General features: G+C 66.1%; 23 protein-coding genes. 10 read left to right on the top strand and 13 right to left on the bottom strand.

Translation table 11 applies throughout. From position 1 onward, the window contains the following. Positions 1 to 11: 11 nt before the first annotated feature. Together cobM and cbiE are read right to left on the bottom strand one after the other, a co-directional pair. A complete protein-coding gene (gene cobM / locus ACLE20_RS07255; protein WP_410939609.1) occupies positions 12 to 776 on the bottom strand; it encodes a precorrin-4 C(11)-methyltransferase in 765 nt (254 codons plus the stop codon). Then, positions 773 to 2,029: a precorrin-6y C5,15-methyltransferase (decarboxylating) subunit CbiE gene (cbiE, locus tag ACLE20_RS07250; RefSeq protein WP_410939608.1), complete on the bottom strand. Its 1,257-nt coding sequence runs from the start codon at positions 2,027 to 2,029 to the stop codon at positions 773 to 775. Before cbiE ends, cobM begins: the two co-directional genes overlap by 4 nt. Here cbiE and ACLE20_RS07245 point away from each other — a divergent pair. Beyond that, complete coding sequence (locus ACLE20_RS07245; RefSeq protein ID WP_410939607.1) at positions 2,028 to 2,798, top strand: cobalt-precorrin-6A reductase; 771 nt, start codon at positions 2,028 to 2,030, stop codon at positions 2,796 to 2,798. The two genes, cbiE and ACLE20_RS07245, sit on opposite strands and share 2 nt — an antisense overlap. Here ACLE20_RS07245 and ACLE20_RS07240 read toward each other — a convergent pair. The 5 genes from ACLE20_RS07240 to cobF form a co-directional block, all read right to left on the bottom strand. After that, positions 2,762 to 3,544, bottom strand: coding sequence for a precorrin-3B C(17)-methyltransferase (locus ACLE20_RS07240; protein WP_410939606.1), 783 nt, complete (start codon positions 3,542 to 3,544; stop codon positions 2,762 to 2,764). The two genes, ACLE20_RS07245 and ACLE20_RS07240, sit on opposite strands and share 37 nt — an antisense overlap. Then, a complete protein-coding gene (locus ACLE20_RS07235) occupies positions 3,541 to 4,380 on the bottom strand; it encodes a precorrin-2 C(20)-methyltransferase (RefSeq protein WP_410939605.1) in 840 nt (279 codons plus the stop codon). The genes ACLE20_RS07240 and ACLE20_RS07235 overlap by 4 nt, the downstream gene beginning before the upstream one ends. Next, positions 4,377 to 5,024, bottom strand: a complete 648-nt coding sequence (locus ACLE20_RS07230; protein WP_410939604.1) for a precorrin-8X methylmutase — start codon at positions 5,022 to 5,024, stop codon at positions 4,377 to 4,379. The genes ACLE20_RS07235 and ACLE20_RS07230 overlap by 4 nt, the downstream gene beginning before the upstream one ends. 2 nt (positions 5,025 to 5,026) lie before the next feature. Further along, a complete protein-coding gene (cobG, locus tag ACLE20_RS07225; RefSeq protein WP_410939603.1) occupies positions 5,027 to 6,436 on the bottom strand; it encodes a precorrin-3B synthase in 1,410 nt (469 codons plus the stop codon). Between the two features lie 78 nt (positions 6,437 to 6,514). Further along, positions 6,515 to 7,291, bottom strand: a complete 777-nt coding sequence (cobF, locus tag ACLE20_RS07220; protein WP_410939602.1) for a precorrin-6A synthase (deacetylating) — start codon at positions 7,289 to 7,291, stop codon at positions 6,515 to 6,517. 294 nt (positions 7,292 to 7,585) lie between these two features. Between cobF and ACLE20_RS07215 the strand changes: the two genes are divergently transcribed. Continuing rightward, on the top strand, positions 7,586 to 9,355 hold the full coding sequence (locus ACLE20_RS07215; RefSeq protein ID WP_410939601.1) for a type I secretion system permease/ATPase: 1,770 nt from the start codon (positions 7,586 to 7,588) through the stop codon (positions 9,353 to 9,355). 116 nt (positions 9,356 to 9,471) lie between these two features. After that, a complete protein-coding gene (locus ACLE20_RS07210) occupies positions 9,472 to 10,734 on the top strand; it encodes an HlyD family type I secretion periplasmic adaptor subunit (RefSeq protein ID WP_410939600.1) in 1,263 nt (420 codons plus the stop codon). A 97-nt stretch (positions 10,735 to 10,831) separates the two neighbouring features. Here ACLE20_RS07210 and ACLE20_RS07205 read toward each other — a convergent pair whose 3' ends face one another. Further along, positions 10,832 to 11,410 carry a class I SAM-dependent methyltransferase gene (locus ACLE20_RS07205; RefSeq protein ID WP_410939599.1) on the bottom strand — a complete coding sequence of 193 codons (579 nt, stop codon included), beginning with the start codon at positions 11,408 to 11,410 and terminating at the stop codon, positions 10,832 to 10,834. Between the two features lie 10 nt (positions 11,411 to 11,420). On the opposite strand from ACLE20_RS07205, the gene ACLE20_RS07200 reads away from it, so the two are divergent. Both ACLE20_RS07200 and ACLE20_RS07195 read left to right on the top strand, forming a co-directional pair. Further along, positions 11,421 to 11,825: a TetR/AcrR family transcriptional regulator C-terminal domain-containing protein gene (locus tag ACLE20_RS07200; RefSeq protein ID WP_410939598.1), complete on the top strand. Its 405-nt coding sequence runs from the start codon at positions 11,421 to 11,423 to the stop codon at positions 11,823 to 11,825. 68 nt (positions 11,826 to 11,893) lie between these two features. Then, positions 11,894 to 12,793 (top strand): DMT family transporter, encoded by a 900-nt coding sequence (locus ACLE20_RS07195; RefSeq protein WP_410939597.1) that lies wholly within the window; start codon positions 11,894 to 11,896, stop codon positions 12,791 to 12,793. A gap of 105 nt (positions 12,794 to 12,898) precedes the next feature. Here the strand turns inward: ACLE20_RS07195 and ung are convergent, their stop codons facing one another. Continuing rightward, positions 12,899 to 13,603, bottom strand: coding sequence for a uracil-DNA glycosylase (gene ung / locus ACLE20_RS07190; RefSeq protein ID WP_410939887.1), 705 nt, complete (start codon positions 13,601 to 13,603; stop codon positions 12,899 to 12,901). Between the two features lie 162 nt (positions 13,604 to 13,765). Here ung and modA point away from each other — a divergent pair, with 162 nt between their 5' ends. From modA to modC, 3 genes are all read left to right on the top strand, one after another. After that, positions 13,766 to 14,563 carry a molybdate ABC transporter substrate-binding protein gene (gene modA / locus ACLE20_RS07185; RefSeq protein ID WP_410939596.1) on the top strand — a complete coding sequence of 266 codons (798 nt, stop codon included), beginning with the start codon at positions 13,766 to 13,768 and terminating at the stop codon, positions 14,561 to 14,563. 92 nt (positions 14,564 to 14,655) lie between these two features. After that, positions 14,656 to 15,357, top strand: a complete 702-nt coding sequence (gene modB / locus ACLE20_RS07180) for a molybdate ABC transporter permease subunit (protein ID WP_410939595.1) — start codon at positions 14,656 to 14,658, stop codon at positions 15,355 to 15,357. Then, positions 15,354 to 16,427 carry a molybdenum ABC transporter ATP-binding protein gene (modC, locus tag ACLE20_RS07175; protein ID WP_410939594.1) on the top strand — a complete coding sequence of 358 codons (1,074 nt, stop codon included), beginning with the start codon at positions 15,354 to 15,356 and terminating at the stop codon, positions 16,425 to 16,427. Before modB ends, modC begins: the two co-directional genes overlap by 4 nt. Here the strand turns inward: modC and ACLE20_RS07170 are convergent. The 4 genes from ACLE20_RS07170 to hemA all read right to left on the bottom strand — a co-directional run bounded on the left by ACLE20_RS07170 (position 16,402) and on the right by hemA (position 19,728). Next, complete coding sequence (locus tag ACLE20_RS07170) at positions 16,402 to 16,791, bottom strand: winged helix-turn-helix domain-containing protein (RefSeq protein ID WP_410939593.1); 390 nt, start codon at positions 16,789 to 16,791, stop codon at positions 16,402 to 16,404. The genes modC and ACLE20_RS07170 overlap by 26 nt on opposite strands. Positions 16,792 to 16,863: 72 nt before the next feature. Then, on the bottom strand, positions 16,864 to 17,748 hold the full coding sequence (gene purU / locus ACLE20_RS07165; protein WP_410939592.1) for a formyltetrahydrofolate deformylase: 885 nt from the start codon (positions 17,746 to 17,748) through the stop codon (positions 16,864 to 16,866). A 144-nt stretch (positions 17,749 to 17,892) separates the two neighbouring features. Continuing rightward, complete coding sequence (locus ACLE20_RS07160; RefSeq protein ID WP_410939591.1) at positions 17,893 to 18,378, bottom strand: DUF2938 domain-containing protein; 486 nt, start codon at positions 18,376 to 18,378, stop codon at positions 17,893 to 17,895. 135 nt (positions 18,379 to 18,513) lie between these two features. Next, entirely contained in the window at positions 18,514 to 19,728 is a 1,215-nt protein-coding gene (gene hemA, locus ACLE20_RS07155; protein WP_410939590.1) for a 5-aminolevulinate synthase, read from the bottom strand. A gap of 418 nt (positions 19,729 to 20,146) precedes the next feature. On the opposite strand from hemA, the gene ACLE20_RS07150 reads away from it, so the two are divergent. Further along, entirely contained in the window at positions 20,147 to 20,407 is a 261-nt protein-coding gene (locus ACLE20_RS07150) for a glycine zipper domain-containing protein (protein ID WP_410939886.1), read from the top strand. A 247-nt stretch (positions 20,408 to 20,654) separates the two neighbouring features. Then, positions 20,655 to 22,571 (top strand): autotransporter assembly complex protein TamA, encoded by a 1,917-nt coding sequence (locus tag ACLE20_RS07145; protein ID WP_410939589.1) that lies wholly within the window; start codon positions 20,655 to 20,657, stop codon positions 22,569 to 22,571. Positions 22,572 to 22,659: the final 88 nt, after the last annotated feature.

The following is a 22,659-nucleotide window of genomic DNA, read 5'->3' as shown; positions in this document are numbered from 1 at the left end:
GCCTCTCTCGACTACAGCCCGTCCCGCCCGCGGAACCGCCGCTGATAGGCGGCGTCATAGAGCGCGCTCTCGCGAAACTCTTCGGCGCAGAGCGACGGGCCGACCAGGATCAGCGCCGTGCGCTCGATCGGCTCGGCTGCCACCTGCGCCTCGATCGTCTCCAGCGTGCCACGCAGCACCCGCTCATCCGGCCAGCTCGCCTTGACGACGATGGCGACCGGGCAGTCGGCACCATAGAGGGGCGTGAGCTCGGCCACCACCTGCGGCAGGGCGTGGATGGCAAGATGGATGGCGAGCGTCGCGCCGGTGGCGCCGAAGCCTGCCAGGGTTTCCCCGCCCGGCATGGACGAGGCACGGCCGGAGACGCGCGTCAGCACCAGGCTCTGGGCAACACCCGGAATGGTAAGCTCGCGCTTCAGCGCCGCCGCGGCCGCCGCGAAGGAAGGCACGCCCGGCGTCAGCGTATAGGCGATGCCATGCGCCTCCAGCCGGCGGATCTGCTCGGCCACAGCGCTCCAGACGGAGAGATCGCCGGAATGCAGTCGCGCCACGTCCTCCCCTTGCGCCTCGGCGCGCAGATATTCCGCCTCGATCTCGTCGAGCGACAACGGCGCGGTGTCGATGATGCGGGCACCTTCCGGGCAGTAGGCGAGCAGCTCCGGCGAGACGATCGACCCGGCATAGAGGCAGACCGGCGAGCGGGCGATGAGATCGCGGCCGCGCAGGGTGATGAGATCGGCCGCACCCGGCCCTGCCCCGATGAAATGAACGGTCATGGCCGCGCGGTCTCCTCGCCTGAAGGCTTGTCATAGGTCCATTGGGTGACCGGCATGGCCGGGCGCCAGCCGGTCATCCCGCCGACCGGCGCGGCACGGGCGATGTCGATGCGCAGCAGCGACCCGCCAAGCGCGGCATGGCGGGCGAGCAGCACCGCCTCCATCTCCAGCGTCACCGCATTGGCGACCAGCCGTCCGCCCGGCGCAAGCAGCGCCAGCGCCGCATCCAGGACACCGGGCTCGCTGCCGCCGCCACCGAGGAAGATCGCATCGGGCGCGGGAAGATCGGCAAGCGCCGCCGGGGCCGGGCCTTCGACCACGCGCAGAAACGGAACGCCGAATCGCTCGGCATTGCGGCGGATGCGCGCGGCGCGCTCCGGCACCGCCTCGACAGCGATGGCCCTGAGGCTCGGATCGGCAAGCATCCATTCGATCGCGATCGATCCGGACCCGGCGCCGATATCGAGAAGCAGCGCGCCACGCCGCGGGCGCAGGGCGGAGAGGGTCAGGGCCCGCACCTCGCGCTTGGTGATCTGGCCATCATGCTCGAAGAGGTGATCGTCAAGACCGGGCGCCAGCCCGAAGATCGCGGCACCGCGCTCAGCCACGACCTCGACCGCGCAGATATTCAGGGGGTCACAGTCCGAGAGCGCCAGTTCGCGCGCTGCGCTCAGCCTTATCCGCTCGCGAGGGCCGCCCAGCGCTTCGAGCACGGTCAGCCGTGAAGGGCCGAAGCCGGCTTCGGTCAAAAGCGCTGCCAGCGCTGCCGGGCCCGTCTCGTCCGATGTCAGCGCCAGGATACGGGTGCCGGGGTGGAGATGCGGGCGGATGAGCGAGATCGGGCGGCCATGCAGCGAGAGGCAGACCGTCTCCTGCAGCGCCCAGCCGAGCCGCGCCGCCGCGAGGCTGAAGGCCGAGGGTGCCGGGATGACCCGCATCTCCGCAGGGTCGATCCGCCGCGCGAGCGTGACGCCGACGCCGTGAAGAAATGGGTCGCCGGAAGCAAGCACCGTCACCGGCGTACCCCGCAGCGCCGCCACCGCCTCCATTGAGCGCTCGAAGGGGCTCAGCCAGGCCTGCGCCTCGCCGGTAATCAGATCTTGTGCCAGCTCCAGATGCCGGGTGCCCCCGAAGACAGTTCGCGCCGCGGCGATCGCCTGCTTGGCCTCGCGGCCGAGACCCGCTAGACCGTTTTCGCCCAGCCCGACCACGGTGAGCCAGGGCGCATGAGACGAGGCGGAGCGATCAGACATGGGTCCACACCCGGTGCTCATTCTGGGCGGAACGACGGAAGCCAAGGCGGTCGCTGAAGCGCTTGCCGCACGCCCTGATCTCGCGCCCCTGCTCTCGCTCGCGGGCCGCACGCTCTCGCCCCGGCCTCAGCCGGTGCCCGTGCGGGTCGGCGGCTTTGGCGGCGCGGAGGGTCTGGCGCGCTTTCTCAAAGAGGGCAGTTTTCGGCTCATGGTGGTCGCCACCCATCCCTTCGCGGCCAGGATTTCCGCCCATGCGGCCCGTGCGGCAGCCGAGACCGGCGTGCCCGCCATCCAGCTGACCCGCCCGGCCTGGCAGAAACAGCTCGGCGATCGCTGGCAGGAGGTGGAGACGGTGACGGAAGCGGTCTCTGCGCTTGGCGACGCGCCGAAGCGCGTCTTCCTGGCGATCGGCCGGCAGGAAGCGGCGGCTTTCGAGGCAGCGCCGCAGCATGCCTACCTGATCCGCAGCGTCGACCCCGTCGATCCGCCGCTGACGCTGCCGCGCATGGAGAGCCTGCTTGCGACCGGCCCCTTCGACGAGGCGGCGGAGGAGGCGCTGCTGCGCGCGCGGGGCATCGAGGTGGTGGTGGCCAAGAACAGCGGCGGTGCTGCAACCTATGGAAAGATCGCCGCCGCCCGCCGGATCGGCCTGCCGGTCATCCTCGTGGCGCGCCCGCCGCTCCCCGACCTCCGCCAGGCGTCGCGCATAGACGAGGTGCTGGCCTTCGCCGATCATGTGCTGGCGCCTGCGAAGAAGCGCGGCGTATAGACGAGTTCGCTCTGGCCCGGCCGCGGCACGCGGCGGGTCTCCGGCGAGCCGATGATCACGCAGGTGGCCATATCGGCGAGCGCAGGATCGGCTGCCCCAAGCGGCAGCACCCGGATCGCCTCGTCCGGACGTCCGGCCGCACGGCCGAAGATCACCGGAACGGTCGGCGGCAGCACGGCGCGCAGCACGTCGAAGGCGGCGCCCAGCTGCCAGGGCCGGGCGCGGCTGATCGGGTTATAGAGTGCGATCACCAGCCCCGCCTCGGCAAGAAGCTGCAGCCGGCGCTCGATGACTGCCCAGGGCTTGAGATTGTCGGAGAGCGACAGCGCCGCGAAATCATGGCCGAGCGGCGCACCGATGCGCGCGGCGACCGCCAGCATGGCGGTGACGCCGGGGACGACTTCGAACCCGATCGCCTTCCAGGCATCCGGCCCATGGTCGATCGCCTCGCAAAGTGCTGCCGCCATGGCGAAGACGCCGGGATCGCCGCCGGAGACGACGCAGACCTCGTGGCCGGCGAGCGCATCCTCGATCGCCGCCTTGGCGCGGTCGAGCTCCTCGCGATTGTCCGAGGCGATGCGCTTCTGGTCGGGCCTCAGCGTCAACCGGTCGAGATAGGGGCCATAGCCATAGAAGCGCGTGGCGCGGGCCACGGCTTCGCTGGCCTCGGGAGTCATCTGCCGCGGATCGCCGGGTCCCGTGCCGATGACGGTGACGCGGCCGGCCGCTCCCGTCTCCGCGCTCACGTGGCGACGCCCGCAAGACTCAGCGCCTCGATCACCGGGACGGGCAAAGGCTTCTGCCGCCAGCCGGGGATCAGCACCAGCGAGAAATAGGGCGCCACGTCGTCCGCCTTTTCCGCAAGCGGCTGCGTGGCGGCATTCTGCATCGTGCCGCGCTCGACATAGATGGCCTCGGCGAGCTTGCCGGCAGCTGCCAGCGCCCGGCGGATTTTCGGCAGGTTGCGTCCGACCTTCATGATGACGGCCGCATCCGTATCGGCCAGTCGCCGGGAAAGCTCGGCTTCGCTCATCGTGCCCGGGAGGACGGAGAGCACATCGTCCCCCTGCACGATCGGCAGGCCGGCCAGCGACCAGCAGCCGGACATGGCAGTGACACCCGGCACCACCTCCGCCTGATAGCGCGGCGCGAGCCGCACATGCAGATGCATATAGGAGCCGTAGAAGAGCGGATCGCCCTCGCTCAGAACCGCGATCGTCGCGCCCCGATCGAGATGGGCGGCAAGGCGGGCGGCGGATTCATCGTAGAAGGCGCCGATCTGGTCCTTGTAGTCGTCATGTTCCTTGTCGATCTCGGTGGTCACCGGATAATAGAGCGGCAGTTCCAGCCGCTCGGCCTTGCCGAGGTCACCGGACGGGGCCGTGCCGAGGAGCGCGGTCAGCAGTCCCTCTCCCTCCAGCCGGTCGAGGATCGTGCGGCCATTGCCGCGGCGGCCGGCCTTGGCGAAATAAGCGAGCACATCCGCCTCGCGCAGGATGCGGAGCGCCTTCAGCGTCAGGAGCTCCGGATCACCCGGCCCCGTCCCGACGCCGTAGAGCCGGCCGTGGAGAGCGCCGCTCATAGGCCCGGCCTCGCGAGCGAATTGAGCGCCGCCGCCGTGATCGCGCTGCCGCCAAGACGCCCGCGCACGATGGCGAAGGGCACGCCATAGGAATTCTCGGCCAGGGCATCCTTCGATTCCGCCGCGCCGACGAAGCCGACCGGCATGCCGAGGATCGCCGCCGGCTTCGGCGCGCCATCGCGCAGCATTTCCAGCAGGAAGAAGAGTGCCGTCGGCGCATTGCCGATCGCCACCACCGCGCCCTCCAGCCGGTCGCCCCAGAGCGTCAGCGCGGCGGCCGTGCGGGTATTGCCGATCTCGGAAGCGCGCGCCGCCACCTCAGGCTCGCGCAGCGTGCAAAGAACAGCGTTGCCGGCCGGCAGGCGGGCGCGCGTTACGCCCTGGGCCACCATGAAGGCATCGCAGAGGATCGGCGCACCCTTGGCCAAGGCAGAGCGAGCGGCCGTCACGAAGCCCGGCGAGAAGACGAAGTCGCGTGCCGCCTCCACCAGCCCGCAGGCATGGATCATGCGCACGGCGAGATCGCTCTCTTCCTCTGAAAAGCGCGTCAGATCCGCCTCGGCCCGGATAATGGCAAAGGAACGCTCGTAAATGGCGGCGCCATCCTTGATGTAATCGTAACCGGGCTCAGTCGTCTGAAGCATTCTCAATCCTGTCGCGGCAGGCCGGCTTCCGGTCCGCCTCTGGAAAACACGGCCGCGATCCGCTCCGGCTCCAGCCGTTTAAGGCAGGCCGCAACCGATTCGCCAACCTGTTTCTCCGCCTCCACCAACCCAGCGAGCGTCGACATCGCCTCGCCGAGCCTCCCTTCCTCCTGATAGCCGATCGGCCGGCTTGATGCCGTTCCGCCGACGACGAGACCCTTGCCGGAAGGCGTCGCGACCAGGACAAGGCCGGCCGGCGCAGGACGGGCGCAGCCCTTGGCGCAGCCGGAGAGATGAAGATCGAGCGAGCCATCAAAAAGGCTCGGCGCTGCCGCGAGCACGCGCCGCGCGGCAGCCTGCGTATCGAGCCCACCCGAGGCGCAGCCGGCCCGCCCGGTACAGGCAGCAATCCTGTGCACCGGATCGGCGGCATCGGCACTGAAACCGAGCTCTGCCGCACATCGGGCGAGCGTGTCGGCGTCTTGGAGAAGTGGCCCGGTCATCAACAGGGCCCGGCCGGCCACTGGCCGGATGGCATCCACGCCAAATCGTGCTGCCAACTCCGCCAGGCCCATCAGAGCCTCTGCCCGCATTTGCCCGAAAGCCGGGGCGACGCCCAGCGCCGGGCAACCGGGAATATCCAGCCGGCCGATCGGCTTGCCCATTCTCACCCCCTTGGCGGCGCTCGCGGGCGCAGTTTGCGGGACAGGCTGCGCCAGACATTCGGAAAGCACCGTGCGCTGAAGAAAGGCGGGGTCCAGATCCCGCCCGCGCGACGCCGGCCCGAGACTCGCAAGGGCAGCAAAGCAGATCCGAACGGCCTCGACCGCCTGCGCGGCATCGACAATGGCGATAGGCTGCGCCGTGGCCGCCGTGCCGGCCAAGGCCAGTCTCCAGGCAACAGCGCTGACGGCTTCCAGCCGCAGATCCGCCGATTGATCCGACAGCGACAGCCATCCGCCGCCATCGACGATGACCGTCAGCTTCGGCGCCAGGGAGACGGCGCGGCTTGCGATCTTGAGCTCAGCGGCGAGCGGGCGTGGGTCGGCGCGTTCCGAGTGGTCGATCCCGGCCAGAGGCGGCACCTCGATGGCTGTTCCACTCTCGACCGCAATCCCGGCATCATCCAGCGCCGCGGCAAAGCCGTCCACCGTATCGGGCCGCAGGCCGCGGACCTGCAGATTGCCCCGCGCCGTTACATCGAGACGGCCGTTGCCGAAGCGGTCCGCCGCCTGGCCGAGAGCGGCGAGTGCGGCGAGCGACAGGGCGCCCCCCTCGGGCCGCAACCGCACGAGTAGCCCATCGCCGGTCGCCATCGGCGCGGCAAGGCTCGGGCAGGCGCCGCGGCGTGTGCCGGGCGGGACACCAGCTGCCTGCGCATCTGCCAGGGTGATCGTCGGTTTGGCGTTCATGGCTTTCCGGGCCGGGCTTTGCCGGCGGCTGGTCGATCCAAAACTCCGTCATACCCACCGGAGCCGTGCCATGCAAATTCAAGCCTCGTCTGCGGCTTCCGCTTCTGCCCGGTGCAAGAGATAGATATCCATGATCCAGCCGTGCTCGGCGCGCAGCGCGGCCCTCGTTTCGACGATCCTGTCCTTGACCGCGCCGAGCTTGCCGGCAATCACCACCTCCTGCGGCAGGCCGAGATAGGCGCCCCAATAGATGGTGGTCTCCGGATCGTCGAGGTTCAAGAAGGCCTGCTCGCCGTCGAGCATGACCACCGCCGTGCCCGCCGGATCCGGAAAACTCTCCCTGAGCCGCCGCCCGGTCGTGATCGTCACCGGCTGGCCGATCGCATTAAGCGGGATCGCATGGCTGGCGGCGAGCGCCTGGATACTGGTGATGCCCGGCACGATGGTGACCGCGAACGGCACAGCGTTCAGCGCACGCACCCGATCGAGGATGCGCAGCGTGCTGTCGTAGAGCATCGGATCGCCCCAGACGAGAAAGGCGCCGGCCCGATCCTCGCCCAGATGCTCGCGGAGCAGCGAAGCATAGAGCCGGGCGATGGCGGCGTGCCACTCGGCGACACCCTCTGCATAGCCGATGCCCTCGGTGCGGCGGCGGGGAAGCGCGAACTCGACGACCCTCTGCCCGGGGTGGCCATGGCGGCGCATGATCTCCCGACGCAGATCCGCCAGCGCCTGCTTCTCCTCGCCTTTCAAGGGAATGAAGACGACATCGGCGCGCGCCAGGAGTTTGGCGGCCTGAAAGGTAAGATGATCGGGATCGCCCGTTCCAATTCCGACAACGAAGACCTGGCGCATCTGTCTGTCCTTTGTGCAAACTGTCTTTTGCCGAGCCGGAACGATCTGGCAAGAAGAGATCTTTCTCCTCGCGATCTCTTCAGAAAACAGACACTTACATTAGATATTTCTATTGCACATGGAGGTCGGGCACCGTAAAAAAAGCCATGATTGTCGCCTTGAGACCGGGAGTAGGCTGGATTCGTGGCGCGTGGACTGTTCTCCAGGGAGAATGGGTCCTTTGGAAAAGCTTTTGAAACGATCCATGGCCCATAAAGAGACCGGACGGCGCGGGGCCGCCGGGCGCGAGGAACGATGGCGATCAGCAAGACGAAGAGTGCGGAACCGGCGGAAGCCTTGCGCAGTTGCAAGGGCGCCTTCATCGGGGTCGCCGTGGCCAGCGCTTTGGTCAATATCCTGTATCTGACCGGCTCCTTCTTCATGCTCGAGGTCTATGACCGCGTGCTGCCGAGCCGCAGCATCCCGACCTTGATCGCGCTCTGCCTGCTCGCGCTGATGCTCTACTGCTTCCAGGGCGCCTTCGAAACCGTGCGTGGCCGCATGCTCGTGCGCATCGGCGGCGCGCTCGACGAGGCCATGAGTTCGCGCATCTACCGCGCGGTCGTCCGCTCGCCGCTGAAGATCCGCACCCATGGCGATGGCCTGCAGCCTCTGCGCGATTTCGACCAGGTGCGCTCCTTCCTTTCAAGCACCGGGCCGGCCGCCTTCTTCGATCTGCCCTGGCTGCCGCTCTATATCGGCATCTGCTTTCTCTTCCATCCGGTGATCGGTTATGTGGCGATCGGCGGGTCGCTCATCCTCGTGGTGCTCACCTTCCTCACCAATCGCGGGACGCAGGGCCCGTCCAAGAAAGCGTCAGAAGCCGGCAATATGCGCAATGCCTTCGCCCAGGCCTCGCAGCGCAATGCCGAGGTGATGCAGTCGATGGGCATGCTGGGGCGCATGTCGCAGCAGTGGGAGACGCGCAACGCCCTCTACCGGCAGTACAATCAGACGACCTCGGACGTTTCCAACGGCTATGGCTCGCTCTCCAAGGTCTTTCGCATGGCGCTGCAGTCCGGCGTGCTCGCCACCGGCGCCTTGCTGGTCATCGAGGGCATGGCCTCACCCGGCATCATCATCGCCGGCTCGATCCTCACCGCCCGGGCGCTGGCGCCGGTGGAACTGGCGATCGCCAACTGGCGCGGCTTCGTCTTGGCCCGACAGAGCTGGGCGCGGCTGAACGACCTTCTCAAGGTTCTGCCGGAGGCGGACGAGCCGATGGCCCTGCCCGCGCCCCGCGAACGGCTGTCGGCGGAGAACCTGGCGGGTGGCCCGCCCGGCGTTCAGCGCATCACCTTTGCCGATGTCACCTTCACCATTCGCGCCGGCAGCGCGCTCGGCGTCGTCGGACCGAGCGCCTCGGGCAAATCCTCGCTCGCCCGGGCGCTGATCGGCGTCTGGCCGTCGTTCCGCGGCGCGGTGCGGCTGGATGGCGCAGCGCTCGACCAGTGGGATGCGGACCGGCTCGGCAAGCATATCGGCTATCTGCCCCAGGATGTCGAACTCTTCGCCGGCACGGTCGCGCAGAATATCTGCCGCTTCGAGGAGAATGCCTCGTCGGAGGCGATCGTGGCGGCCGCCAAGGCTGCGCGCGTCAGCGACCTCATCCTCAAGCTGCCGAACGGCTATGAGACCGAGATCGGCGATGGCGGCTCGGCGCTTTCCGCCGGCCAGCGCCAGCGCGTGGCCCTCGCCCGTGCGCTTTATGGCGAACCCTTCCTGGTTGTCCTCGACGAGCCCAATTCCAATCTCGATGCCGACGGCGAGCAGGCGCTGTCCGAGGCGATCCTCAGCGTGCGCGCCCGCGGCGGTATCGTCATCGTCGTGGCCCATCGGCCGAGCGCGCTCACCAGCGTCGATCTCGTCCTGATGATGGCCGATGGTCGCATGCAGGCCTTCGGCCCGAAGGACGAGGTTCTGGCCCAGATCCTCCGCCAGCCAGGCCGCCAGAGCCAAGTCGCCCAAGTGGGCGGCCCGGCAGCGCTGAAGGTCGTGAGCGACGGACCGGAGACCAGCAAGTGAACCAGCTTTCGAAACGGACTTCCGCCTCAACCCCAGCTACCGTACCGGCGCAGGCTCCCGCACCTTCGCGCGCTGCAGGAGGAAGCGGAACGGCTCGCCGCTCGCTCTCCAAACACATGCTCGCCGTCGGCGTCATGGCAGCGGTGCTGGTCGGCGGCATCGGTGGCTGGGCCTGGACCACGGAGCTGTCCAGCGCCATCGTCGCCTCCGGCACGGTGGTGGTCGACACCAATGTCAAAAAGATTCAGCATTTGACCGGCGGCATCGTTGGCGAATTGCTGGTTCGCGAAGGCCAGCGCGTCGATGCGGGCGAAGTCCTGCTGCGGCTCGACCCGACCACGGTGAAAGCCAATCTGTCGATCGTGCAGAATTCGCTGGCCCAGCTCTATGCGCGGCGCGCCCGTATCCGCGCCGAGCAGCTCGGCGCCGAGACCTTCACAATCCCGGAAGACCTGACGGCCCTGACGTCGGGCGACTCCGTGCGCATCCTGGCAGAGAGCGAGCGAAATTTCTTCGAAAACCGCAAGAGCGCGCGGGTCGGCATGGTCAATCAGCTCAACGCCCGCAAGGCGCAGCTGAAGGAGGAGATCGAGGGACAGACGGTGCAGCTTGCCGCGGTCGGCGATTCACTGAAGCTGATTGCCGACGAACTCGACGGCGTCGACAAGCTCTACGCTCAGGGCCTCGTCTCGATGCAGCGCGTCACTGCGCTCAAGCGCGACCGTGCCCAGCTCGAGGGCGAGCGCGGCGCCCGGCTGGCGGCGCGGGCCCAGGCGGCTGGCAAATCGAGCGAAATCGACCTGCAGATCCTGCAGCTCGACGAAGACATGCGCAGCGAAAACGCCAAGGAACTGACCGAGGTTGAGGGCAAGATCGCCGAGAACGAGGATCGCCGCGTCGCTGCGCTCGATCAGCTGAAGCGCCTCGACATCACCTCGCCGATCGCCGGCCGGATTTCGCAGCTCGCCGTTCACACGGTCAACGGCGTCGTCAATCCCGGCGAAGTGCTGATGCTGGTGGTGCCGGAGGCCGACAGCCTGACCGTCGAAGCGCGTGTCGCCACCCACGACATCGACCAGATCACCCCCGGCCAGCCGGTCGACATCCGCTTCAGCGCCTTCAACACCCGCACGACACCCGAGGTCGATGGCGAGGTCGTCAACATCGCGCCCGACCAGGTGACCGACCAGCGGACCGGCGTCAGCTATTATCCGATCCGGATCCGGCCCAAGCCGGAGAGCCTGGCCAAGCTCAAGGATCTGCAGCTCTATCCGGGCATGCCGGCCGAGACCTATATCCGCATCGCCAACCGGACGGTCATCTCCTACCTCGCCAAGCCACTGACCGAGCAGATGCAGCGGACCTTCCGCGAGGATTGACCGGCGACAGGCAACGGCAGCGCGGATCGGGCGGCTGCCCGATCCAAAAAGTCAGGAGCGTCGAACAGCTCGCAAGGTCGCCATTATGAGACAGCAATCAAGTTTTGATGCCAACCAATGCTTGCGGCTTGAACGCCCCACCGCTCAGAATACCAGCAATTTGAGCCTCTAATCCGCCCGTAACTTCACGGATATTGGCCAAACCCTGTGTTCTAAGATGGGCCTCATACTCCGACTTATTGGCAATATCGGCCAGCACCAGCACACCGCTCGGCCGCAAAACGCGCATCATTTCATCCAAAGCGCGGGCGCGGTCTGCCGCTTCGGGTATGTTGTGGATCACCCAATGCGACAGCACGACGTCAAAGCTGGCATTGGCGAAGGGTAGCGCACGGGCATCGCCTGTTTCTATGCTCACGCGATCCGCAACGCCTTCAAGGCGAGCATTCTCAAGAGCCGCTTCCGGCGTGTTTTCGGCCTGATCCTCTTCGCGCCAAAGGTCGATGCCGACAGCTTTTCCGCTTGTCAGCCGTCGCGCAGCGCCCACCATCATGAGGCCGCGGCCACAGCCGACATCAAGGACATCTTCCCGACCTGTCCACGGGGCAAGCTGCCCCTTGAGGTTAAGTAGACGCTCCCTTTTCCGTTTCTTACCGATCCGACTCGTGTAGGTCATGTATGCGGCCATGCCGAACCCATATATCGCGGCAAGTGCCGACAGGGCGGCCATGACTGTTAGAGTTATATTGAGAAACTCTGTTGTTTTGCTTTTGAATGCAAATGCGATCAAAGAAAATATAAGGCTGAATGTCCCCGTCAGAAACATTGCCTTCCTTATCTATGAATTAGGCCCCGGTCAAACCCACAACAATCTTACAGCGATGATCGAGGCGGCCATGGTGCAAGGCGAACTTGCCGTGCCCTCAGCCTCAGAGGCTGCTGAGCAGCTCATCGGAATGTGGCAGGGCCTCGCCAATTACAGGCTGCCCCTTGGTGTCGGCGTCGAAGGCGTGATTGCTGGAATAGAGGCACGTGTGACCAGTGCTGTTGACTTGTTCGTTACCGCTTATCAATCCAGTGAGCGTGCATAACTCGGGAAATGTGGCCCTCTCCGCGCTTTTTGCTGGCGAACGACGCGCGAGAGGCTATGTCGGCTGTCATGACGTCGAAGCGCTCAGGATATGTCTCCCTCTTCATCGCCATCCTGATCTTCACGGCGCAGGATACGATCTCGAAACATCTCGGCGGCCTCTATCCGCCGATCTTCATCACCATGATCCGCTACTGGGCCTTTGCCGGTTTCGTGATCCTGATCGCCGCCCGCTCGCCGGGCGGGCTCAGCGCCGCCATCCGCACGCGCCGGCCGGTGGTGCAGGTGCTGCGCGGTCTGCTGCTCGTCTTGCAGATCGTGCTCGTCGTCTATTCCTTCGCCCATGTCGGGCTTGCCCGTTCGCAGGCGATCTTCTCCGTCGGGCCGATCTTCGTGGCGCTCTTGTCGATCCTCATCCTCGGCGAGCGCGTCGGCTGGCGGCGCTGGAGCGCGATTGCCGTCGGACTCGTCGGCGTGCTGCTCATCCTCAAGCCCAGCGGCGGCACGATCGAGCCGTTCCTGATCGTGCCGATCTGCAGCGCGCTGGTCTTCGCCCTGTATGTCGTGACGACGCGGCTGGTCAGCCGCGAGGACAGCGCCATGACGAGCTTCTTCTATACCGGCGCCGCCGGGGCAGCGGCAATCAGCCTGATCGGCCCCTTCTACTGGACGACGCTCGCGCCAGCGGACTGGGGATTTATGGTCCTCCTCTGCCTCACCGGCTCGTCCAGCCATTACTTCCTGATCAAGGCCTATGAGAGCCTCGATGCCTCTGAGATCCAGCCGGTCACCTATCTCCAGTTGGTCTTCGCCTCGATCATCGGCGTCACCCTCTTCAACGAGGTGCTCACCCTCCCCATGATCGCCGGCGCCCTGATCGTGATCAGCGCCGGGATTTTCACCGTGTGGCGGGAGAGTGTGGTGGCGAGGCGGGCGGGGAGGGAGCGAATAGTGATCAGTGATCAGTGATCAGTGATCAGTAAGTCGTAGCCAGATCGCGTTCTCGGTAAGGAGCCTTGCAGGATAGCGGCGTACGCACTTCCTACTACCTATTCGCTACTCACTGATCACTGCTCACTGATCACTCCCTCCCCTTCCCCAATCCACCTCCCCCCGCCCGTGCGCCTTCAGGAAGGCGTTGGCCTGGGAGAAGGGTTTGCTGCCGAAGAAGCCGTTATGGGCGGAAAGCGGCGAGGGATGGGCGGAGCGCAGCACCAGGTGGCGGTCACGGTCGACGAAGGTGGCCTTTTTCTGCGCGTAAGAGCCCCAGAGGATGAAGACCACCGGCTCCGGCTTGGCATTGACGGCGCGGATGACCGCATCGGTGAATTTTTCCCAGCCCTTGCCCTGATGCGAGGCGGCAAGGGCGCGCTCCACGGTCAACACGCTGTTGAGCAGCAACACGCCCTGGCGCGCCCAATGCTCGAGAAAGCCATCGCGGGCGGGCGGAATGCCGAGATCGGCCTGCAGTTCCTTGTAGATATTGACGAGCGAGGGCGGCAGGCGCACGCCCGGGCGGACGCTGAAGGAGAGGCCATGGGCCTGGCCCTCACCATGATAGGGGTCCTGGCCGAGAATAACGACGCGGACCTCGTCGAGCGGCGTGAGATCGAGCGCGCGGAAATATTCCGATCCCTTTGGGAAGATCTGCTTGCCCGCCTGTTTCTCGCTCTGCAGAAACTGGCGGAGTGCGGCCATGTAGGGGCTCTCGAACTCCGCGGCGAGCGCCGTCTTCCAGCTCTCCTCCAGCTTCACCTCTCCGCCTGCCACGCCATGCATCTCCTTCGAAACTCGATTGGAGGGACGATAGATCATCCCGCCCCTGCGACAAGTCCACGTCCCCATTTGCCGGGCATTATATTTTTCCGAATATAGCGCTGGTCAACTTTCAGGACTTCGTTATATTCGAGCAAATACGACGCCGAACGGAGGCTTTCGCACATGAAAAGACGGGTGATGATGAGGATGCTGGTCGTCGGTCTTGCCGCCGTTGGCCTTGGCTCAGCGGCGCCTGCGCCACTGGCACAGGCAGGCGAGCCCGTGACGGTCTTTGCGGCGGCGAGCCTCAAGAACGCACTCGACGCCATCAATGCCGCCTTTCAGGCCGAGACCGGTCAGGCCGCAACCGCCTCCTATGCCGCAAGCCCGGCGCTCGCCAAGCAGATCGAAGCCGGCGCGCCCGCCGATCTCTTCATCTCCGCCGACCTCGCCTGGATGGACACCATGGAGAGCAAGGGCTTCGTGCGCTCGGAGACCCGCACCAATCTTCTCGGCAACCGGCTGGTGCTGATCGGCGCGGCCAAGGCGCAGCCGATTCCCATTGCGCCAGGCTTCGATCTGAAGGGCGCGCTCAAAGGCGGCAAGCTCGCCATGGGCGCGGTCGACAGCGTACCGGCCGGCAAATATGGCAAGGCGGCCCTGCAGTCGCTCGGCGTCTGGCCCTCAGTCGAGGCGGATGTTGCAGGTGCTGAAAATGTCCGGGCTGCCCTGCTCCTCGTCTCCCGCGGCGAGGCACCCTTGGGCATCGTCTACCAGACCGATGCGGCAGCCGATCCGGGCGTGAGCATTGTCGGCACCTTTCCCGACGATAGCCATCCGCCGATCCTCTACCCCGCCGCGATTTTGAAGGCGAGCACCAACCCCGGAGCCGAGGCCTACCTCGCTTTCCTCCGCTCAGCCAAGGCCAAGGCGCTGTTCGAGGCGCAGGGCTTTACATTCCTCCCCAAGGAATCGCAGTAACAGGCAGAGAGCCTCCGCGGGAGGCAGAGCGCTTACCGCCGCCAAGCCGGACAGGCGGAAAAAGCGGACGAGCGGCGCGGGAAGGGACGGATGTGGACTGGCTGGTCTTGAGCGAGGCGGAATGGGTGGCGATCCGCCTCAGCCTCAAGGTATCGACCGTGGCCATGCTGGCGAGCCTGCCCCCTGCCCTGCTGATCGCCCTCGCCCTGGCACGCGGGCGTTTTCCGGGGCGCGCGCTCCTCAATGGTCTCGTCCACCTGCCGCTCATCCTGCCACCGGTCGTCACCGGCTATTTGCTGCTGATCCTGTTCGGCCGGCGGGGGCCGATCGGCGCATTTCTCGACCAGGCCTTCGGCCTCGTCCTCTCCTTCCGCTGGACGGGTGCGGCGCTCGCCAGTGCAGTCATGGGCTTTCCGCTGATGGTGCGGGCCATCCGCCTGTCGATCGAGGCGGTGGATCGCAAGCTCGAGGAAGCAGCGTCCACGCTCGGCGCCCCACCGGTCCTGGTCTTTGCCACCGTCACCCTGCCGCTCATCCTGCCAGGCATCATCGCCGGCATGATCCTCTCCTTCGCGAAGGCCATGGGCGAATTCGGCGCCACGATCACCTTCGTCTCCAATATTCCCGGCGAAACGCAGACGCTCGCCTCCGCCATCTACAGCTTTACCCAGGTGCCGGGCGGCGATGCCGGCGCGCTGCGGCTGACGCTCGTATCGCTCACGCTTTCCATGACGGCGCTGATGCTGTCGGAGTTTCTTGCCCATGCGGCGCGCAGGCGCGGAGAGGCGGCATGACGCTGAGCCTTTCCATCCGCCACCGGCTCGGCGCCGCCTCTCTCGACCTCACCTTCGAAACCGGCGGCGGGATCACCGCGCTCTTCGGCCGCTCCGGTGCCGGCAAGACCTCGATCGTCCGCCTGGTCGCCGGCCTGCTCCGCCCGGATGAAGGGCGCATCCTCTTTAACGGCGAAACCCTCGTCGACACGCAGACGCGCCGCTTTCTGCCGGCGCACCGCCGTGGCTTTGCCACCGTCTTCCAGGAGGCGCGCCTGTTTCCGCATCTCAGCGTCCGTCGCAATCTGCTCTACGGACGCTGGCTTTCCTCAAGACGGACGGATGCCGGCGACTTCGACCGGGTGGTCGACCTGCTCGGCATCGCCTCCCTGCTCGCGCGCCGGCCGGAGGGCCTTTCCGGCGGAGAGAAGCAGCGCGTGGCGATCGGCCGTGCGCTGCTGGCGGCGCCGCGCCTGCTGCTGATGGACGAGCCGCTCGCCTCGCTGGACGAGGGGCGCAAGGCGGAAATCATGCCCTTTCTCGAGCGGCTGCGCGACGAGACGGCGGTGCCGATCCTCTATGTCAGCCATTCCGTCGCCGAGGTCTCGCGTCTTGCGGATCGGGTGCTGCTGATCGAGCAAGGCCGGCTTGCCGGCAGCGGCAGTGCCGCCGACATGCTGAGCTTGCCCTCGGCGAGCCTCAGCATCGACCGGCGCGAGGCGGGAACGGTGGTGCACGGCACCGTCAGCGCCGAACAGCCGGACCCGCGCTTGACGATCATCGAAGCCGGTGCGGTTCAGCTGAAGCTGCCGAAACGGGCGCTTGTCCCCGGCCGAACCGTGCGGCTGCGGATCGCCGCGCGCGACGTCCTGATCGCCACGCAGCGACCAGAGGGCTTGAGCGCACTCAACGTGATCGATTCGACCATCACCGCCCTGGTGCCGGCAGGCGAGGATCAGGTGGACGTGATGCTCGACTGCCGAGGAACGGCCCTGTCCGCCCGCATTACCGCTGTATCCTGTCAGCTGCTGGCGCTCAGCGTCGGACAAAAGGTCCATGCGGTGATCAAGACTGTGGCTCTTGATCCTTAGCCGGCTCTTGAGGACGCCGCGCCGCATCGAGCCAGTCGAGATCCTCTTGAAGAGCAGTAGCGGCCTTGTTCTCCATGGACCGGAAGCGGCGGATCAGCTCTTCGCCGAAGGGGGTCAAGGCCGCACCGCCGCCCTGCTTGCCGCCGCGCTGCGAGGCGATCGCCTCCTGACCGAACATGGTGTTCAGCGCCGTGGCCAGCTGCCAGGCACGGCGATAGGACATGCCGAGCGCCCGGCCGGCCGCCGAGATGGAGCCGGTCTCGCGGATCGCTTCGAGCAGCGCGATCTTGCCGCGCCCCAGGCGTTCGCCAGGGAAATCGACGCGGAGAACGGGACGAAGCGGCGAAGCGGGGAGGTGCGACATGGCGCCATGGGGACGGTTTCGGCCGCGCCTGTCAAGCCAGACTTCTCACCGCTCCCTGGGCTGCGGCCGTCGTCAGCCCATGCGCTCCGAGGCATAGGAGCCAGGGCTTGCCGGGAAGACGATGGTGCGGTTGCCGTTCATGAAGACGCGATGGTGGATATGGGCATGGACGGCGCGCGAGAGCACCTGCGCCTCGACATCGCGCCCGAGGCTGACATAGTCCTCCGGCGACTGAGCGTGCGTGATGCGGATCGTGTCCTGCTCGATGATCGGGCCTTCGTCGAGATCCTCGGTCACGTAATGAGCGGTGGCGCCGATCAGCTTCACGCCGCGCTCATAAGCCTGCTTGTAGGGATTGGCGCCCTTGAAGCTCGGCAGGAAGGAGTGGTGGATGTTGATGATGCGGCCAGACATCTTCTTGCAGACCGCATCGGAGAGCACCTGCATGTAGCGCGCGAGCACGATCAGCTCCGCCTCCGACTGCTCGACGATCTCCATCAGCCGCGCCTCGGCCTGGGGCTTGTTGTCCTTGGTTACCTTGATGTGGTGGAAAGGAATATCGTGGTTCACCACGACCTTCTGATAGTCGAAATGATTGGAGACGACGCCGACGATCTCGATCGGCAGCGCGCCGATCTTCCAGCGATAGAGCAGGTCGTTCAGGCAATGGCCGAAGCGCGAGACCATCAGCAGCACCTTCATGCGCGTCTCGAGGTCGCGGATCGAGGCGGTCATGTCGAAGCGCTCGGCGACCGGGGCGAAGCCCGACTCCAGCTCGTCGATCGCCGCGCCTTCCTGGCTGGTGAAGGTGAGGCGCATGAAGAACAGGCCGGTATGAAGGTCGTCGAACTGCGAGGAATCGGTGATGTAGCAGCCCTTGTCCGCCAGATAGCCGGTTATGGCCGCGACGATGCCGCGCGTGGAAGGACAGGTGACGGTCAGGACATAGCTTTTCATGGACAGTCTCTCGGGGCTCTTCGGCGGGCGCAGGCGACCAGGCTCCCCCTGCGGCCGCATGCGGGGGCCAAGCTAGCGTGCCGCCGTGCCGGCCGTCCATCCGTCCGCGACATCGGCTGACACGATCAAGGCAGTGCGTCAGGCTCAGGCGATCAAGAGCGCCGTGATCCACATCCCAAGGCCGAAGGCGACATGGGCAGCAAGGTTCAAGAGCCGCACCCGATTGGGGTTCGGCAGTTTCGAGGCAGCGACGCCGAGGCCAAGCCCAGGCTGCAGTAGGAACCAGCCGGCCGCGACCGTGACGATGCCCCAGACCAGCGCCGGCAGCAGGGTTGGCGCGGCGAGCCAGGCGCTACCCATCACCAGCGCGAGAACGATGCCGTAGACGATGCCGACCGCATAATGGCCGGCCCATCCGAGCGCACTTTCCTGCGGGAAGGAGGCTGCCTGGCCGATATCGGTATGGAAGACTGTGCCCCGGGAGAGATGGGCGAACCAGCGGCCGACCGGCGCCCAATTGGCCTTGGGGTGTCCGAAGGCCAGCGCCAGAAACACGGCCCAGAGATCCATGAGCACAGTCCCGCCCGCGCCGATGACCACGCCCCGCAACAAAATTTCGCCCCAGCCCATGGCACCTGCCTCCCGATTCTCCGCTTTCTTCTGAAAGCATATCCCGACGCTTCATGCACGTCCGCGGCGCATCCGCCCACAGCAAAAGGCCCGCCGAAGCGGGCCCAAGCAGAAAGATGCGGACCGAATGCCGCCTCAGGCCACCGCGCGGGCCAGCGCGCAACGCGACCAGAGCTGATGCAGGGCGCCAACCAGATGGTCGAGATCGGCATCCGAATGCAAGGGCGTCGGGGTGATGCGCAGGCGTTCGGTCTTCTTCGGCACGGTCGGATAGTTGATCGGCTGGACGTAGATGCCCCAATTGTCGAGCAGCAGGTCGGAGATCCACTTGCACTTGGCGGCGTCGCCGACGATGACCGGTACGATATGGCTGGGATTGGAAAGGTGCGGGATGCCGTTGCGGTCGAGCAGCCCGCGCAGGCGGCGAACCCGCTCCTGATGGGCGAAGCGCTCAACCTGGCTGGTCTTCAGATGCTGGATTGACGCCAGCGCGCCTGCGGCGAGCGCCGGCGGCAGCGCGGTGGTGAAGATGAAGCCGGAGGCGAAGGAGCGGATGAAGTCGCAGAGCGCGGCGGAGGCGGCGATATAGCCGCCCATGACGCCGAAGGCCTTGCCCAGCGTGCCTTCGATGACCGTCAGCCGGTCCATCAGCCCCTCGCGCTCGGCGATGCCGCCGCCGCGCGGGCCGTACATGCCGACGGCGTGCACTTCATCAAGATAGGTCATCGCGCCGTAGCGGTCGGCCACGTCGCAGATCTCGCGGATCGGCGCGATGTCGCCATCCATGGAATAAACGCTCTCGAAGGCGACGATCTTCGGCGCCTTCGGATCGGCGGCGGCCAGCTTGGCTTCGAGATCGGCCACAGAATTGTGCTTGAAGATTACCCGCTCGCATTTCGAGTGGCGGATGCCCTCGATCATCGAGGCGTGGTTCCCGGCGTCCGAAAAGACGATCACGCCGGGAATGCGCGAACAGAGCGTTCCGAGCGCGGCCCAGTTGGACACGTAGCCGGAGGTGAAGAGCAGGGCTGATTCCTTGCCATGCAGATCGGCAAGTTCGCGCTCGAGCAGGACATGGTAATGCGTCGTGCCGGAAATGTTGCGGGTGCCGCCGGCACCGGCGCCACAGTGGTCGATCGCCGACTTCATCGCCTCGATGACGGCCGGATGCTGGCCCATGCCGAGATAGTCATTCGAGCACCAGACGGTCACGTCCTTGACGCCATCGGCCGTGTGGCGGCGCGCCTTGGGGAAGGCGCCACGCTGACGTTCAAGGTCGGCGAAGACGCGGTAGCGGCCTTCCTGATGAAGTCCGTCCAGTTCCGCCTTGAAAAAACGCTCGAAATCCATGCCTGTCTCCAAACCACGGCCTTCTCTTGCGCAAAATGCGCCAGCTGCGTCAATTGCAATTTGACGCCTCTCGCCATGGCTGCGGCAATTGGCCCCTACCCCGGGGCACACCCAGAATAGCCGATCGCCTTCTTCCATTCCAGTATGGTCGGGGTCAAGACCGCTCAGCAGAGATCGCCATGCGCTCTTAACCTCTTTCTAACCTTACAGGTGGCCTGTTCTGAACGACCATTGCGCAAGCCGCGTTGTCTTCAGCTTCTGTTCATCTCATCTCGTGTCACCTTCCGGCCGTTGATCGGCGGCGCTGGGGAGGGCTTGCAACGCAACCACGTGCCGAACGAAAACCGAGATTCGACAGAGAACCCACCCATTCAAACCGGACGCAACAGACGTGCCGGGTCAAAGGAGAGAAGCCATGATGAAGAAAGCCATCATCCTCGCGTTTGTCGGCCTCACGGCCGCGAGTTGCACCCAAACCGAAAAGGGTGCCGGCATCGGCGCCGTTTCGGGTGCCATCATCGGCGGCGCGGTCACCGGCAATGTGCGCGGCGCAGCCGTCGGCGCAGCGATCGGCGGCGTCTCCGGCGCGGTGATCGGCCGGGTCTCCGAACAGCCGGGCCAGTGCTATTATCGCGATCGCTACGGCCGCCGCTATATCGACGATTGCCGCGGCTACTGAGCCAAAGCCTTGCGGCAAAAGCCGTGATCGATCACGAGGATAAGCGGGTCCCGTGCCCGCTTGTCGCCCGAACGTCACACTCATGCCCGTATTTGCCGCGAGGACTTGTTGAAAGCCGTACAAGGGCTTCAGGCTCGCCTCCAGGATGTGTAGGGTGCCTTCCCATAAGCGGGCGTCAGTCCGTGGCGGCGGTCGCTATCCGTGGGCGGGCGTTGTCGGCACCTTCTCGCACGGGATGCGGAATCGAATGCCTTTGCCGTTTCTCAGTCCTGCGTATCGGAAGGCCGGCCTGGCGCTCGCGCTTTCAGGCCTCTTTCTGTGCGGATCGCTGTCTCCGGCCATGGCCTTCAAGCTCTTCGGCATTCAGCTCTGGGGCAAGGATGAGGAAGAGGCCGCCAAGGTCATCGATCCCGTCGAATACAGCCTGACGCTCAACGACAACACCGACGATACGGAACTGAAAGAGGCGATCGAAAACGCCTCGCGGCTGAAGCAGGACGAGGACCAGCCGGTCTCGGGCGATCTCGGTCTTGCGCTGCGCGCGCGCGACGATCGCGACCGGCTGCTGGCGGCGCTCTACGAAAAGGCGCGCTATGGCGGCACGGTGGACGTGACCGTCAACGGCCAGCCGCTCGATTCCCTGCCTCCCGACCCGGATTTCCCGGACGGCGCGCCGGTGCCGGTCGTCGTCACCGTCAATCCCGGACCGGTCTTCACCTTCGGCACCGTGACGTTCGAGAAGGATGCCGGCGGGCGCGATCCGAAGGATTACGACCTGGAGCCGGGTGAGCGCGCGGACTCGACTCTGATCATCAAGGCTGGCGAGAAGGTGGTCGAGGACCTGAAGGAAGGTGGCCGCCCCTTCGCCAAGCTCTCCGCCCGCACCGCGGTGGCCGACCACAAGACCAATCGGGTGGATGTCACCATTGCCGCCGACAGCGGCCCCGTGGCGCCCTTCGGCACTGTCGCGATCAAGGGCGCGCGCACGGTCAACCCGGACTTCGTGCGCGAATATTCGCGCCTCGACCAGCGCCAGCGCTATTCGCCGGAGGAGATGCGCAAAGCGCAGGAGCGGCTGCGCAAGCTCGGGGTGTTTTCCTCCATCACCATTCGCGAGGCCGAGACGCTGGACCGCGATGGCAGCCTGCCGCTGACCATCGAGGTCTCGGAAGGCAAGCACCGCTATTTCGGCGTCGGCGCCGATTTCTCTTCCACCGACGGCTTCGGGCTGCAGGGCTATTGGGGTCACCGCAACCTGTTCGGCGAAGCGGAATCGCTGCGTATCGAAGGCTCCGTCAGCCGGCTCGGCGAGACGCTGGACGCGACCGCGCTCGACTATTCCGCCGGCATCCTCTTCACCAAGCCCGGCGCCTTCGGCCCCACCACCGCCTTCAACGCCAGCATCCGGGCTGCCATGCTCGACCCAGACGCATATAAGGCCCAGACGATCACCGGCCTTGTCAGCGTCAGCAAGGAACTGACAGCGATCGACACGCTGTCGGTCGGCGCGGAACTCGGCTGGATGAACATCGAGGAAGACGCCTATGACGACAAGCGGCGCTACCTCGTGCCCGCCCTCCCAATCGATTTCGTTCGCGACGCGCGCGACAACACGCTGAACCCGACCGAAGGCTACCGCGCCACGGCCAGCATCAAGCCGAGCTACGACATCTATGGCTCGACGGTCTTCTCCTCCTTCGAGGGCTCGATCTCCGGCTATTACGGCATCGGCCCGGATGACCGCACGGTGCTCGCCGCCCGGCTTTCGGCCGGCGTCGTCGCGGGTGGCAGCGAATTGACCGACATTCCCGCCACGCGCCGCTTCTATCTCGGTGGCGGCGGCACGGTGCGCGGCTTCGCCTATCAGGAAATCAGCCCGCGCAATGCCGATGACGACCTGCTCGGCGGACGATCCTATGTCAATATCAACGCCGAAGCGCGGGTGGGCATCACCGACACGATCAGCATCGTGCCCTTCGTCGATGCGGCGGCGGTCTCGACCAAGACTGCGCCCGACTTTTCCGACGTGAAGATCGGCGCCGGCATCGGCGTTCGCTACAACACGTCCTTCGGGCCGATCCGGGTCGATTTCGCCGTGCCGCTCAATCCCTATGACGGCGGCACGCGCTACGGCATCTATGCCGGCATCGGCCAATCCTTCTGACTGCGCCGGAGAACCGGCGCAGTTGGGCGGACAAAGGGCTGCCTCTGGAGTGACATGATGATGGCGCACAAGGGGTTCGCCAGAGAGA

The sequence above is a fragment of the Rhizobium sp. YIM 134829 genome (genome assembly GCF_046546455.1).
Note: the sequence above shows the minus strand (reverse complement) of the source record. Positions and strands in the feature narration are given on the sequence as shown.

What these genes read in the sequence shown, in the direction of transcription:
- cobM (WP_410939609.1), bottom strand. Translation starts at nt 776, where the DNA reads ATGACCGTTCATTTCATCGGGGCAGGGCCGGGTGCGGCCGATCTCATC.
- ACLE20_RS07245 (WP_410939607.1), top strand. Translation starts at nt 2,028, where the DNA reads ATGGGTCCACACCCGGTGCTCATTCTGGGCGGAACGACGGAAGCCAAG.
- cbiE (WP_410939608.1), bottom strand. Translation starts at nt 2,029, where the DNA reads ATGTCTGATCGCTCCGCCTCGTCTCATGCGCCCTGGCTCACCGTGGTC.
- ACLE20_RS07235 (WP_410939605.1), bottom strand. Translation starts at nt 4,380, where the DNA reads ATGAGCGGCGCTCTCCACGGCCGGCTCTACGGCGTCGGGACGGGGCCG.
- ACLE20_RS07230 (WP_410939604.1), bottom strand. Translation starts at nt 5,024, where the DNA reads ATGCTTCAGACGACTGAGCCCGGTTACGATTACATCAAGGATGGCGCC.
- cobG (WP_410939603.1), bottom strand. Translation starts at nt 6,436, where the DNA reads ATGAACGCCAAACCGACGATCACCCTGGCAGATGCGCAGGCAGCTGGT.
- cobF (WP_410939602.1), bottom strand. Translation starts at nt 7,291, where the DNA reads ATGCGCCAGGTCTTCGTTGTCGGAATTGGAACGGGCGATCCCGATCAT.
- ACLE20_RS07215 (WP_410939601.1), top strand. Translation starts at nt 7,586, where the DNA reads ATGGCGATCAGCAAGACGAAGAGTGCGGAACCGGCGGAAGCCTTGCGC.
- ACLE20_RS07210 (WP_410939600.1), top strand. Translation starts at nt 9,472, where the DNA reads ATGCTCGCCGTCGGCGTCATGGCAGCGGTGCTGGTCGGCGGCATCGGT.
- ACLE20_RS07205 (WP_410939599.1), bottom strand. Translation starts at nt 11,410, where the DNA reads ATGACCTACACGAGTCGGATCGGTAAGAAACGGAAAAGGGAGCGTCTA.
- ACLE20_RS07200 (WP_410939598.1), top strand. Translation starts at nt 11,421, where the DNA reads ATGCCGAACCCATATATCGCGGCAAGTGCCGACAGGGCGGCCATGACT.
- ACLE20_RS07195 (WP_410939597.1), top strand. Translation starts at nt 11,894, where the DNA reads ATGACGTCGAAGCGCTCAGGATATGTCTCCCTCTTCATCGCCATCCTG.
- ung (WP_410939887.1), bottom strand. Translation starts at nt 13,603, where the DNA reads ATGCATGGCGTGGCAGGCGGAGAGGTGAAGCTGGAGGAGAGCTGGAAG.
- modA (WP_410939596.1), top strand. Translation starts at nt 13,766, where the DNA reads ATGAAAAGACGGGTGATGATGAGGATGCTGGTCGTCGGTCTTGCCGCC.
- modC (WP_410939594.1), top strand. Translation starts at nt 15,354, where the DNA reads ATGACGCTGAGCCTTTCCATCCGCCACCGGCTCGGCGCCGCCTCTCTC.
- ACLE20_RS07170 (WP_410939593.1), bottom strand. Translation starts at nt 16,791, where the DNA reads ATGTCGCACCTCCCCGCTTCGCCGCTTCGTCCCGTTCTCCGCGTCGAT.
- purU (WP_410939592.1), bottom strand. Translation starts at nt 17,748, where the DNA reads ATGAAAAGCTATGTCCTGACCGTCACCTGTCCTTCCACGCGCGGCATC.
- ACLE20_RS07160 (WP_410939591.1), bottom strand. Translation starts at nt 18,378, where the DNA reads ATGGGCTGGGGCGAAATTTTGTTGCGGGGCGTGGTCATCGGCGCGGGC.
- hemA (WP_410939590.1), bottom strand. Translation starts at nt 19,728, where the DNA reads ATGGATTTCGAGCGTTTTTTCAAGGCGGAACTGGACGGACTTCATCAG.
- ACLE20_RS07150 (WP_410939886.1), top strand. Translation starts at nt 20,147, where the DNA reads ATGAAGAAAGCCATCATCCTCGCGTTTGTCGGCCTCACGGCCGCGAGT.
- ACLE20_RS07145 (WP_410939589.1), top strand. Translation starts at nt 20,655, where the DNA reads ATGCCTTTGCCGTTTCTCAGTCCTGCGTATCGGAAGGCCGGCCTGGCG.